General features: G+C 56.2%; 10 protein-coding genes. 6 read left to right on the top strand and 4 right to left on the bottom strand.

Annotated features, from left to right (window positions below):
* The 4 genes from Q7O77_RS07435 to dolP all read left to right on the top strand — a co-directional run.
* A partial coding sequence (locus tag Q7O77_RS07435; protein WP_304165081.1) for a penicillin-binding protein activator occupies window positions 1-521 on the top strand: 521 nt, incomplete at its 5' end.
* Entirely contained in the window at window positions 518-874 is a 357-nt protein-coding gene (locus Q7O77_RS07430) for a YraN family protein (RefSeq protein WP_304165087.1), read from the top strand. The genes Q7O77_RS07435 and Q7O77_RS07430, both read left to right, overlap by 4 nt.
* A 39-nt stretch (window positions 875-913) precedes the next feature.
* Window positions 914-1,504 (top strand): DnaA initiator-associating protein DiaA, encoded by a 591-nt coding sequence (gene diaA / locus Q7O77_RS07425; RefSeq protein WP_026740721.1) that lies wholly within the window; start codon window positions 914-916, stop codon window positions 1,502-1,504.
* A gap of 10 nt (window positions 1,505-1,514) precedes the next feature.
* Window positions 1,515-2,090, top strand: a complete 576-nt coding sequence (dolP, locus tag Q7O77_RS07420) for a division/outer membrane stress-associated lipid-binding lipoprotein (protein WP_304165078.1) — start codon at window positions 1,515-1,517, stop codon at window positions 2,088-2,090.
* A 315-nt stretch (window positions 2,091-2,405) separates the two neighbouring features.
* Here dolP and mtgA read toward each other — a convergent pair whose 3' ends face one another.
* The 4 genes from mtgA to Q7O77_RS07400 form a co-directional block, all read right to left on the bottom strand.
* Window positions 2,406-3,140 carry a monofunctional biosynthetic peptidoglycan transglycosylase gene (mtgA, locus tag Q7O77_RS07415; protein ID WP_304165075.1) on the bottom strand — a complete coding sequence of 245 codons (735 nt, stop codon included), beginning with the start codon at window positions 3,138-3,140 and terminating at the stop codon, window positions 2,406-2,408.
* Complete coding sequence (gene elbB / locus Q7O77_RS07410) at window positions 3,137-3,790, bottom strand: isoprenoid biosynthesis glyoxalase ElbB (protein WP_304165084.1); 654 nt, start codon at window positions 3,788-3,790, stop codon at window positions 3,137-3,139. Before elbB ends, mtgA begins: the two co-directional genes overlap by 4 nt.
* A gap of 230 nt (window positions 3,791-4,020) precedes the next feature.
* The gene (gene arcB / locus Q7O77_RS07405) at window positions 4,021-6,366 is read right to left on the bottom strand and encodes an aerobic respiration two-component sensor histidine kinase ArcB (protein ID WP_304165072.1); all 2,346 of its coding nucleotides are present in this window, start codon (window positions 6,364-6,366) and stop codon (window positions 4,021-4,023) included.
* Between the two features lie 92 nt (window positions 6,367-6,458).
* Window positions 6,459-7,388, bottom strand: a complete 930-nt coding sequence (locus Q7O77_RS07400; RefSeq protein WP_304165070.1) for a TIGR01212 family radical SAM protein — start codon at window positions 7,386-7,388, stop codon at window positions 6,459-6,461.
* Between the two features lie 684 nt (window positions 7,389-8,072).
* Here Q7O77_RS07400 and gltB point away from each other — a divergent pair.
* Together gltB and Q7O77_RS07390 are read left to right on the top strand one after the other, a co-directional pair.
* Complete coding sequence (gltB, locus tag Q7O77_RS07395; RefSeq protein WP_304165066.1) at window positions 8,073-12,536, top strand: glutamate synthase large subunit; 4,464 nt, start codon at window positions 8,073-8,075, stop codon at window positions 12,534-12,536.
* Window positions 12,537-12,545: 9 nt separating this feature from the next.
* Window positions 12,546-13,378: NAD(P)-binding protein (locus Q7O77_RS07390; protein ID WP_304165064.1), on the top strand; the 833-nt coding region annotated here is incomplete at its 3' end.

Raw genomic sequence — 13,378 nt, 5'->3', positions numbered from 1 at the left:
CTCAACCGCAGTCAGGCACCACCATCGGCGGCCTGAATATTCCGGCCCAGGTGCCGCCAACGCCCGCTGGCACCAGTGCAAGCGGCGTGGACGCGGTCTATATCATCGCTACACCGGATGAGCTGTCGTTAATCAAACCCATGATTGACCTGCGCAACAAATCTCGCGTACGCGCTGCGCTTTATGCCAGTTCACGCAGCAATCAGGCGGGTCTGGGCCCCGATTTCCGTCTGGAGATGGAAGGGCTGCAGTTTAGCGATATTCCGCTGCTGACGGGCGCGAACCCGTCGCTGATGCAGCAGACGACCGGGCAGTTCCGCAACGACTACTCGTTGGTACGCCTGTTTGCCATGGGGATGGATGCCTGGGCGCTGGCGAACAACTTCGCCTCGCTGCGTCAACAGCCGGGCTATCATCTGGAGGGTTCCACGGGGCAACTGAGCGCCACGCCGGATTGCGTCGTGAACCGCAAACTCACCTGGCTGCAGTTCCGCCAGGGACAGCTGGTACCGGCATCCTGAAGACCCGCGAAACCGGGAACGATTACGAACAACGGGCTCGACGCTATCTTGAGCGCGCGGGCCTGACGTTTGTCGCGGGTAACGTGACGCTGCGCGGCGGCGAGCTGGACTTGATCATGCGCGACGGCCCGATATGGGTGTTCGTAGAAGTCCGCTACCGACGTAACGCGGACTTTGGCGGCGCAGCCGCCAGCGTGACCCGACGCAAGCAGCAAAGATTACTGCAGGCGGCCGCGGTGTGGCTGTCGCGTCAAGGCGGCGGCTTCGAACATACCGACTGTCGTTTCGACGTATTGGCCATCACCGGCGACCAGCTGGAGTGGTTGCCGAACGCGTTCGCCAATCAGGAATAATTGGTTAATTCCGAAAACAAAAGAATAGGTTACCCAAACGTGCTGGATAGAATTAAAGTCTGTTTTACCGAGAGCATCCAAACTCAGATCGCCGCGGCTGAAGCTTTGCCGGATGCGATCTCGCGGGCAGCCGTCGCGATGGTGCAATCTTTGCTGAACGGCAACAAAATCCTGAGCTGCGGGAACGGCACTTCCGCCGCCAACGCCCAGCATTTTGCCGCTAACATGATTAACCGTTTCGAGACGGAGCGTCCCAGTTTGCCCGCTATCGCGCTGAACGCCGACAACGTGGTGCTGACGGCGATTTCGAATGACCGGTTGCACGAGGAGATCTATGCAAAACAGGTCCGGGCCTTGGGACAAACGGGGGACATTCTCCTGGCGATATCCACGCACGGAAACAGCCGAGACATCGTGAAAGCGGTAGAAGCCGCCGTGACGCGTGACATGACCATCGTTGCGTTAACCGGCTACGATGGCGGCGAACTGGCTGGTCTGCTGGGACAACAGGATGTGGAAATTCGCATCCCATCGCACCGCAGCGCTCGAATTCAGGAAATGCACATGTTGACTGTGAACTGCTTGTGCGATCTGATAGACAACACGCTTTTCCCACACCAGAACGATTAAGGAGTACCTCATGAGGATATATTCTTGCATTGCCGTGCTGTCTGCCGCTCTGCTGCTACAAGGTTGTATCGGCGCGGTCGCTATCGGCAGCGCGGCCGTCGCGACCAAAACCGCGACCGATCCCCGTACGGTAGGGACTCAGGTTGATGATGGTACGCTGGAAATGCGCGTTTCCAATACGTTGGCAAAAGATCAGCAGTTGAGTAAGGAAGCCCGCATCATCGCGACGGTATACCAAGGCAAGGTGCTGTTGACCGGTCAGTCGCCGAATACGGAGCTGTCCAGCCGAGCCAAACAGATCGCGCTGGGTGTGGAAGGTACGACGGAGGTGTACAACGAAATCCGTCAGGGAACGCCAATTAGCCTGGGTACCGCCTCCATAGATACCTGGATCACCACCAAGGTACGTTCTCAGCTACTGGCCAGCGATCAGGTCAAGTCCTCTAACGTCAAGGTGACCACGGAGAACAACGAAGTCTTCCTGTTAGGTCTGGTGACTCGTCGCGAGGGAACCGCCGCAGCGGAAATCGCCAGCAAAGTCAGCGGTGTCAAACACGTCACCACGGCGTTTACCTATCTGGAATAAGCCATCCCCACTATGAACAGACCTGACCCGCCTTAACGGCGGGCTCAGGACGCCCTGGCACTATCGTCGACTCACCTCACCGCCCGATCTCCCTTGATACCCTCTCCAGCGACGGCAAAATGACCCGGTTTTACACTCTATCGATGGCCTCGCCATATTGCCTGTCTACGCGGCAAAATGTCAGAACATCATGCTGGATTTCCAAATACATTAGCTTGGCTATTGTTTTTTTCGCCCCTCTGGACGCGGACTATGCTGGGCGGATGGATAAACCCGGCAACAAGCGCCGGGAGTTTTAGAAACAGAACCGTAGCATTATCGTAACTGGTTGTTTTTAAGGAAACCTTCGCCACCAATCTGGCTCATTTGACGAAGTACCCACTGCTGACGGCGAGCCACATAGCCCGAAGGTCTGTCGACGCGAAAACGAATAGGGTTGGGCAATACGGAAGCCAGCAGCGCCGCCTCACTGGCGGTCAACCGACTCGCCGACTTGTGGAAAAAATGCCGGGAGGCCTCTTCTACGCCGAAGATCCCAGGGCCAAACTCCACGATATTCAGGTAGACGGTCAGAATCCGACGCTTGGTCCATGCCAGCTCCATGACCGTCGTCAGGCCGGCCTCAAGTCCCTTGCGCACCCAGCTGCGGCCATCCCACAACAGCAAATTTTTTACCGTTTGCTGAGACAAGGTGGAAGCTCCGCGGATGCGTCCTTCATTTTCCTCGTTATGCCGTAAGGCGGCATCGATCGCATCGAGGTCGAAACCCCAATGTTGTGGAAACTTTTGGTCTTCCGCCGCAATCACCGCCAGAGGCATGACATAGGCGATCTCATCCATTGAGACCCAGTAGGAATGAGCGACATAGGAAAAGTCACCTCGCAGCCATGCGCTGACCTGACGATCGATCATTACCGCCGAAAAGGGAACCGGCAGGAAGGCAAATAGCGCAATCGCCAGCAGCCAGATGCCCAGAACGACCACGATGCCCCGGACGATCGCGCGTTTCAAACGACTCGAAAAATGACTTAGGGCTCGGCCTGATTTCATTCAGTCAATTCCAAAACATGGGCAACCAGTTTCTCAATCCCCTGAGCCGCCTCGCCGATAGAATTTGCCAGCATGTAGGCTGGTGTCGTCACGACCTTGTGTTCGGCATCCACGACAATGTCGTCAACCGGACAAGTGACATGCATTCCCCCCATCGTTTCGATGGCTTCCGCGGTATCAATATCGTTACCAATTGTAAGTCTGACAGGAAGACCCAACAGTCTCGGCAACATTGCCGGAGAGATGCAAATAAAACCAATTGGTTTACTTTTCTTATAAATTTCCTGAGTGAGTATTTTTAATTCTTCGTCGACCTGACACTCGCTTCCTCGGGTCGCAAAATCGCTTAAATTTTTCGCCGCGCCGAAACCACCGGGAACAATCAACGCATCAAGCTGTTCCGCGTCAGCTGCGGACAGAGGCTGTATTTTACCCCGTGCGATCCGCGCTGATTCCGCAAGAACATTACGCTTTTCATCAGTCACTTGGCCACTAAGATGATTGACGACATGCAGCTGATCTTTGTCCGGTGCAAAGCAGATGGCTTCGGCTCCAGCACGGTCGATTGCAAGTAGAGTCAAGACAGCTTCGTGGATTTCTGAACCATCATAAACACCACATCCGCTAAGTACGACACCGACTTTTTTCATCATTAAGTCCTCATTTCATTACATCAACTAATTGATTTTTTAATTGACAAACACTAATCTACATCACACATTTTAATGATACTCGTAACGAGCAACGGCATTTTGATAGGTTGTCAGTTACCTGAAATGTACTTACCACACTTGCGAGCTAACAAACCTGAAATCAATTGCAGGTGTACCAGTTTCCCTGGTGTTGGCGCATAATTCGCGCACCCCGGCTTCGGTCGGGGTCATTTTTTTTCAGCCTTAGCCACCCACGCCTTCAACACGTCGACATCATGACGCCAATCTTGTTTCAGTTCGTCAATCCATTCATGCACATTGTCCCACCATGCAGGCAACGTCGTCGTTTGAATCTGCTGAGCCACCTGCTGCAGATGCCGTAACCCGACAGAACCCGCCGCGCCTTTGATTTTATGGCCTTCCTCTGCGATGCCCTTCTGGTCGCGCGCCGTCATGTTGGACTCCAGCACCGCCAGATAGCCCGGCATCATCTGCTCGAACATATCCAGACTTTGGTGAATCAGCGAAGGGCCGACCAGATCCAGATACTGCTGCAACATGGCGACGTCCAGCATCGACTCCACATCGGAGGCATCGACCGTCGCCTCGACGGCAGTGTCCAACGCGCCAGTTTCAGGCGCATCCCAATACTGTTTGATGATCGCGGTGAGCGCGGGAACCGCCAGCGGTTTGCTCAGCACATCGTCCATGCCGGCATCCAGATAGTCTTTCTTGTCCTTCAGCACGTTGGCGGTGAGCGCCACCAGCGGAGGCAACGTTTGCTGGCCGTAGCGAACGCGTAGCTCGCGCGCCACATCCAGCCCGGTCATATCCGGCAGCTGTATATCCAGCAGCACCAAATCGAACTCGTCCGGGTCGAACATCGCCAGCGCTTCCTGACCGGTCATCGCCACCTCAACGCTACTACCCAGTTTTTCCAGCACCGAGCGCGCGACCACGACATTCAGCTCGATATCTTCCACCAGCAGGACATGCAACGCAGGCAACGGCATCGTCTCATCGCCGTTCTCATTCGTTTCCGTTTCCTCCACTTTCGGTGCGGACACCGTCAGCGTGAAGCAGGAGCCTTCGCCCAGTTTGCTGGTGACCTGTATGTCTCCCCCCATGTTTTGCGCAAGCCGTTTGGAAACGGCCAGACCGATACCGGTTCCGGTAGCCGGTTTACCGCCGTTCTGATCCTTCACCTGGTAATACATGGAAAAGATTTTTTCGAGTTCGTCATCCGGGATACCCATGCCGGAATCCGCGACCTCGAAACGCAGACCGGTGTTCTGATCATGCCCGACGCGGATCACGACCTTGCCGCTCTGAGTAAATTTCACGGCGTTGCTCAGCAGGTTCCACAGAATCTGCCGCAGGCGCGTGCCATCGGTGATGATGCATTTCGGCAATGGCTGCTGCAGGTCCATCTCCAGCTGTAAACCTTTGGGTTCGGCCAACAGGCCGCCCAGGTTTTCCAAATCGGCGACGAATCCGATGAAATCGACCTGCTGGTTGTCGAGCTGAACCTTGCGTCGCTCCTGTTTGTCCATTTCGATCACGTCGTTGAAGATATTGCCGAGGGTGATGGCGCTGACGTGGATGGTTTTCAGATATTTTCGCTGCTCCGCATCCAGATGGGTGTCGAGCAGAATGCGGCTGAGGCCGACGATGCCGTTAAGGGGCGTACGAAGCTCGTGGCTGATCGTTGAGATGAAGGTAGTCTTCTCCCTACTGGCCTTCTCTAACGCGTCCTGGTAACGCTTACGCTCCGTTATATCGCGTCCAAAACCCATGAGCCCATGTCGCTTACCCTGTCGGTCGTAAAACGGCACTTTACGCAACTCGAAACAGGATTTGCGTCCATCCGGGTAAACCAGCCACTGTTCGTAGGTCAAGGAGACGTTATGGCGGAACACTTTTTCGTCCGTCTCAACCACCTTGGCCGCAATATCCTGCGGATAGACGTCGAAGGGCGTCAGACCGATCATCTGTTTTTGACTCTTGCCCAACAGCAGCTCCATCGCGCGGTTGCAGCCAGAAAACGCCTTGTTTTCGTTGCGGTAGTACACCAGATCCGGCGACGCATCGAGGAAAGAGCGCAGCAGCGCCGACTGTTGCTCCAGTTCCACCTGCGCCTGTTCGCGCCGCGCCATTTCTTCGCGCAGTTTGCTGAGCATTTCGAGGCGTGACTCTTCGGCTTTGATGCGATCGGTGATTTCCTGATTGAGCTGAGCGATGTTGTTTTGCAGTTTGGCGTTCAGCTCCTGATCGCGATGTCGCATCACCTCTAATTTGGCCACCAAACGCGACAGGCGCTGTCGAGACTCTTCAAGCTGCTCGACCACTACCGACAGGAAATAAACCGCCCAGGGCGTGATTAAGAGGCCAAAAAAGATGGATCGCACCACATCGATGCGTTCAACCTGACCGCTGAGCAGCATGGTCACCGCCATCTGGACCACCAGCGCTAACAGCACAAGTGCGGAAGCCAGCAGAATGGAAAAGCGAACCAGCCCAAGTCTCACCATCAAATCAACGTAATACTGGGCTAACAGCCGGATTTGCTTCATAGAATTTTTCCTTCATCGAGATCCCGCAAATCATACCGTAAAAGTTATGATGCGCGGGAAATGAGCAGAGGATTTAAGAACGGGATGTAGCGTCAGGCGGGAACAAAACGGAAGGCGTCGCCCAGAGCGGAACCCTGAACGCCATGCTGCGACAGATAGCGGTCGATCTCCACCATGCCGGTCCAGCGATTTTCGCACCACAGAGGGGCCAGCAGCGTCGGACGACGGGCGCTGGCGGAGATGCGGTGGTAGACCACATCAGCAGGCGTATGGCGGATCATTTCACCGGCCGTGGTGACATACTGCGCCAGCGGCAGCTCCGGCAATCGACCCGCACGCCACGTCTTGCCCATGATGCTGCCGTCAACGATATGCAACGGGTGCAGCTTTAAACCGTCAACGCCGGCGTCAACCACGCGGCGGAGGGTGGACAGGCAACTCTTCTCGTCCTCGCCCGGCAGGCCGACGATCAGGTGCGTGCAGACTTTGAGGCCGCGCGCTCTGGCCCGTCGCGTCGTCTGCTGGTAGCAGTCAAACGTGTGGCCACGGTTGATGCGGTGCAGCGTCTTGTCATTCGCCGTTTGCAGTCCCAACTCCAGCCAGACCTCATAGCCCTGTTGACGATAGTCGGAGAGCAGATCCAGCACCGCATCCGGCACACAGTCAGGCCGGGTGCCGACGCACAGACCCACCATATCGGCCTGCGTCAGCGCTTCGCGATACATGGATGCCAGAACCTGCACCTCCGCATACGTGCTGGTGTAAGCCTGGAAATAGGCCAGATAGCGCTTGGCGCGGTTAACCTTGCCGGCCTGGGCGGATAGCTGATCGGCAATACTACGCTGCTGCATCTGTTCGTCGGCGAACGAAGCGACATTGCAGAACGTGCAGCCGCCCCGGCCTAACGTGCCGTCGCGATTAGGACAGTTGAAGCCGCCGTGCAGGGTCAGCTTGTGAATTTTTTCGCCGTAGCGGCGCTGGAGATCGCCGCCAAACATGTTGATTAATCTTTGTAATTGCATATTCTGACTTTCCTCCTCCGCGGGAGGAGCAGCCTACCGTTTCCTCGCCCCGCCTGCGATGACGTCGATCAAGTCCCCCCTCTTGGTTATTTTGAATAATTATTCTGTTTTAGTGAAAATAAAGTCATAAATAGCTTGATTAATTTTGCTAATCACCTGCGCGCGTCGCATTAGAAGTTGACCAGAGATTAAAAAACAGTGACATGAGTTAAAAAACGGAAATCTGTCAGAATAAGATGCCATTAAGTGGAGATAACGCAGCACGTCGGGACACCAATCCGGCTTTCTTATAGTGATACACCTCACATTTCATCCGGACTTCACGTCGATACAATGTCTTCTTTTTATTATAAAAATCCTTATTTATCATAAATATAAGTAAATATTATCCCTGAAATACTGATTTATGTAGGGGATTTGACCTGAACAGGGTTTCTCGCTAATTTGGGAAATGGCTGGAAGCTTTCCTGACGAGACTACGACTCGTCATATTTATGCAGTAACAAGAAGACTCCCTCATCAAGCAAGTCATCACCCCTTGTGAGACCGTCACGAGAGTCCGGAAATAGAGAGCGTCATTTTCCGCTGAGATATTCACTCTCAGTGAGGGGTCGCTCGCGGTAAAGTCGCCTGCATTGGGCTGGCGATGAGGTAGTCATACAGAGCCTGGGGAGGTTCATTCATATGTTGTACGATGCATCCCAAGAAAAAGACAACTGTGGCTTCGGACTAATCGCCCATATAGAAGGTGAGCCGAGCCATAAGGTCGTGCGTACCGCCATTCACGCACTGGCCCGTATGCAGCACCGTGGCGCGATCCTTGCCGACGGCAAGACCGGCGACGGGTGCGGCCTGTTACTTCAGAAGCCCGACCGTTTCTTCCGCCTGGTCGCGGAAGAGCGCGGCTGGCGGCTGGCGAAAAATTACTCCGTCGGCATGATGTTCCTCAGCCAGGACGAAGAGATCGCTAAAGCGACTCGCCGGATTGTGGAAGAAGAGCTGCAGAACGAGACGCTGTCCGTTCTGGGCTGGCGCGAAGTGCCGACCAATCCGGATGTTCTGGGTGAAATCGCCCTCTCCTCCCTGCCGCGTATCGAACAGATTTTCGTGAACGCCCCTGCGGGCTGGCGCCAGCGCGATATGGAGCGACGCCTGTTCATGGCCCGTCGCCGCATTGAAAAACGCGTGCAGGATAAAGATTTCTACGTGTGCAGCTTCTCCAACCTGGTGACGATCTATAAAGGTCTGTGCATGCCAGCGGATCTGCCGCGCTTCTATCTGGATCTGGCCGATCTTCGTCTGGAATCGGCTATCTGCCTGTTCCACCAGCGTTTTTCGACCAATACCGTGCCGCGCTGGCCGCTGGCGCAGCCGTTCCGTTATCTGGCCCACAACGGCGAAATCAACACCATCGCCGGCAACCGTCAGTGGGCGCGCGCGCGTGCTTATAAATTTAAAACGCCGCTGATCCCGGATCTGCGGGACGCCGCGCCGTTCGTCAATGAAACCGGCTCGGACTCTAGCTCGCTGGATAACATGCTGGAGCTGTTCCTCGCCGGTGGTATGGACATCGTACGCGCCATGCGCCTGCTGGTGCCGCCCGCCTGGCAGAACAACCCGGACATGGATCCGGAGCTGCGCGCATTCTTCGACTTCAACTCCATGCACATGGAGCCGTGGGACGGCCCGGCGGGCGTGGTATTGTCCGATGGACGCTACGCCGCCTGTAACCTCGACCGTAACGGGCTGCGCCCGGCGCGCTACGTCATCACCACCGACAAGCTGATCACCTGTGCTTCCGAAGTCGGGATCTGGGACTATCAGCCGGATGAAGTGGTAGAAAAAGGCCGCGTCGGTCCCGGCGAACTGATGGTGATCGACACGCAGGAAGGACGCATCCTTCACTCCAGCGAAACCGACAACGACCTGAAGAGTCGCCATCCCTACAAAGAGTGGATGGAGAGAAACGTTAAACGTCTGGTGCCGTTCGAAGAGATGCCGGACGATCAGGTCGGACAGCGCGATCTGGATGACGTGCAGCTCGAGATCTACCAGAAACAGTTCGGCTACAGTAACGAAGAGCTGGACCAGATCCTGCGCGTACTCGGCGAGAACGGTCAGGAAGCTACCGGTTCAATGGGCGACGATACTCCGTTTGCAGTCCTGTCCAGCCGTCCACGCATAGTCTATGACTACTTCCGCCAGCAGTTCGCGCAGGTCACCAACCCGCCTATCGACCCGCTGCGTGAAGCACATGTCATGTCGCTCGCCACCTGCATCGGCCGTGAGATGAACGTTTTTAGCGAAGCGGAAGGACAGGCCTACCGCCTCAGCTTCAAGTCGCCGATTCTGCTCTATTCCGATTTCAATCAGCTGATCCATCAAGATCAGGAGCACTACCGCGCGGACCAGATTGACCTCACCTTCGATCCTCAACAGCAGACATTGCAGGAAACGATTGAGAAACTGTGCGACGAAGCGGAAAGCAAAGTCCGCGACGGTACGGTCCTTCTGGTACTGACCGACCGCGCGATCGCCAAAGATCGCTTGCCGGTGCCTGCTCCGATGGCGGTGGGCGCGATTCACGGCCGTCTGGTTGAACAGAGTTTGCGCTGCGACGCCAACATCATTGTAGAAACCGCCAGCGCCCGCGATCCGCACCATTTCGCCGTACTGCTCGGCTTTGGCGCGACCGCGATTTACCCCTATCTGGCCTACGAAACGCTGGCCCGTATGGTGGACAATCGCACCATCGATAAAGCGCACCGCGTCGTGATGCTGAACTACCGTAACGGCATCAACAAAGGTCTGTACAAGATCATGTCCAAAATGGGCATTTCCACCGTGGCGTCTTACCGCTGCTCACGGTTGTTCGAAGCGGTCGGCCTGCATGAAGACATCACCCACAGCTGTTTCCAGGGTGTCGTGAGCCGTATCGGCGGCGCTAACTTCAGCGATTTCGAACAAGACCTGCGGAATCTGGCTAAACGCGCCTGGCTAAAACGTCTGCCGCTGGAACACGGCGGGCTGCTGAAATTCGTCTACAACGGCGAATATCATGCCTACAACCCCGACGTGGTCAGTACCTTGCAGACCGCCGTCCAAAGCGGCGAGTACAGCGACTATCAGCATTACGCCAAACTGGTCAACGAACGTCCGGCGGCAACGCTGCGCGATCTGCTGGCCGTCAAGCCGCAGGAGAAAAGTACGGCTATTGCTCTCGATCAGGTCGAACCTGCATCAGAGCTGTTCAAACGCTTCGACACCGCCGCCATGTCCATCGGCGCGCTCAGTCCGGAAGCGCACGAATCGCTGGCTGAAGCCATGAACACGCTGGGCGGCTACTCCAACTCCGGCGAAGGCGGCGAAGACCCGGCGCGTTACCGCACCAACAAGGTCTCACGCATCAAGCAGGTTGCTTCTGGTCGCTTCGGCGTCACCCCGGCCTACCTGGTCAACGCCGACGTGATTCAGATTAAAGTGGCTCAGGGCGCAAAACCGGGCGAAGGCGGTCAGTTGCCGGGCGACAAAGTCACGCCATACATTGCTCGATTGCGTTATTCCGTCCCCGGCGTGACGCTGATTTCACCGCCGCCGCATCACGATATTTACTCCATCGAAGATCTGGCGCAGTTGATTTTCGACCTGAAACAGATCAATCCGACGGCGATGATTTCGGTCAAACTGGTTTCCGAACCCGGCGTGGGCACCATCGCCACCGGCGTTGCCAAAGCCTATGCCGATCTCATCACCATTGCCGGCTATGACGGCGGCACCGGTGCGAGTCCGCTGACCTCCGTGAAATATGCGGGCTGCCCGTGGGAGCTGGGTCTGGTGGAAACGCAACAGGCGCTGGTGGCGAACGGCCTGCGTCACAAAATCCGCCTGCAGGTGGATGGCGGACTGAAAACCGGGCTGGATATCATCAAAGCCGCCATTCTGGGGGCGGAAAGCTTCGGCTTCGGCACCGGACCGATGGTCGCGCTCGGCTGCAAATACCTGCGTATCTGTCACCTGAACAACTGCGCCACCGGCGTTGCCACGCAGGATGACAAATTGCGCCGCGACCACTACCACGGCCTGCCGGAACGCGTGATCAACTATTTCAATTTCATCGCGCAAGAAACCCGTGAGCTGATGGCTGAACTGGGCGTCAGCCAATTGGTGGATCTGATTGGCCGTACCGACCTGCTCACAGAGTTGGACGGATTCACCGCCAAACAGAACAAGCTGGATCTGGCGCCTCTGCTGAAGACCGCAACGCCGCATCCGGGCAAGGCGCTGTACTGCACCGAGAACAACCCGCCGTTCGATAAAGGGGTGTTGAACACAGCGCTGCATGAACAGGCCAAGCCTTACGTCGAGGCCAAACAGAGCAAGACGCTGTACTTCGATATTCGCAATACCGACCGTTCCGTCGGGGCTACGCTCTCGGGGGTTATCGCTGAAAAATATGGCGATCAGGGACTGGCGAGCGATCCGATCAAAGCCTACTTCACCGGCACCGCAGGACAGAGCTTCGGCGTCTGGAACGCTGGCGGCGTGGAGCTGACGCTGACCGGGGATGCCAACGACTATGTCGGTAAAGGAATGGCGGGAGGCATGATTGCCGTCCGTCCGCCTGTCGGCTCCGCATTCCGCAGTCATGAAGCCAGCATCATCGGCAACACCTGCCTTTACGGCGCCACCGGCGGCAAACTGTTAGCTGCCGGGCGCGCGGGCGAACGTTTTGCCGTACGTAACTCCGGCGCCATCACGGTAGTGGAAGGCATTGGCGACAACGGCTGTGAATACATGACCGGCGGCATCGTCTGTATTCTGGGGCGCACCGGCGTGAACTTCGGCGCGGGGATGACCGGCGGCTTCGCCTACGTGCTGGATGAAGACGGCGAGTTCCGTAAGCGCGTCAACCCGGAGCTGGTTGAAGTCCTGAATGTCGATAGCCTGGCGATCCACGAAGAACACTTGCGCGGCATGATTACCGAACATGTTCAGCACACCGGCTCATCACGCGGCGAAGAAATCCTCGCCAACTGGCCGGTATGGGCAGCGAAATTCGCACTGGTGAAACCGAAGTCCAGTGATGTGCAGGCGCTGTTGGGTCATCGTAGTCGTTCCGCAGCTGAGCTGCGGGTTCTGGCGCAGTAAGAGGTCATCATGAGTCAAAATGTTTATCAATTTATCGACCTGCAGCGCGTAGATCCGCCTAAAAAACCGCTGAAAATACGAAAAATTGAGTTTATTGAAATATACGAGCCATTTTCAGAAAGTCAGTCCAAAGCACAGGCAGACCGTTGCCTGTCCTGCGGCAACCCTTACTGCGAATGGAAGTGTCCGGTGCATAACTACATTCCCAACTGGCTGAAGCTCGCCAACGAGGGACGTATTATCGAAGCCGCTGAGCTCTCTCACCGCACGAACAGTCTGCCTGAGGTCTGTGGGCGCGTTTGTCCGCAGGATCGCCTGTGTGAAGGCTCCTGCACGCTGAACGATGAGTTCGGGGCGGTCACGATCGGCAACATCGAGCGCTACATCAACGATAAAGCCATCGAAATGGGCTGGAAACCGGACATGTCCGGCGTTCAGGCTACCGGTAAGAACGTAGCAATTATCGGCGCCGGTCCCGCCGGTCTGGCCTGCGCAGACGTTCTGGCGCGCAACGGCGTCAAAGCGCATGTGTATGACCGACATCCTGAAATCGGCGGACTGCTGACCTTCGGTATTCCGGCCTTCAAGCTGGAAAAGAGCGTGATGACCAAGCGCCGCGAAATTTTCTCCGGCATGGGCATTGAATTCCATTTGAATACCGAAGTCGGGAAAGACGTACAGCTGACGGACCTGCTGGCCAACCACGACGCCGTTTTCCTGGGCGTGGGGACTTATCAGTCTATGCGTGGCGGGCTGGAGAACGAAGAGGCATCAGGGGTGTATGACGCGCTGCCGTTCCTGATTGCCCTGTCTCTTATACACATCTCCGAGCCCACGAGACT

The sequence above is a fragment of the Lonsdalea britannica genome (assembly GCF_946477055.1).
Taxonomy (GTDB): Bacteria; Pseudomonadota; Gammaproteobacteria; order Enterobacterales; family Enterobacteriaceae; genus Lonsdalea; species Lonsdalea britannica_A.
The sequence above is the reverse complement of the archived record's forward strand: the minus strand, read 5'-3'. Positions and strand labels throughout refer to the sequence as shown.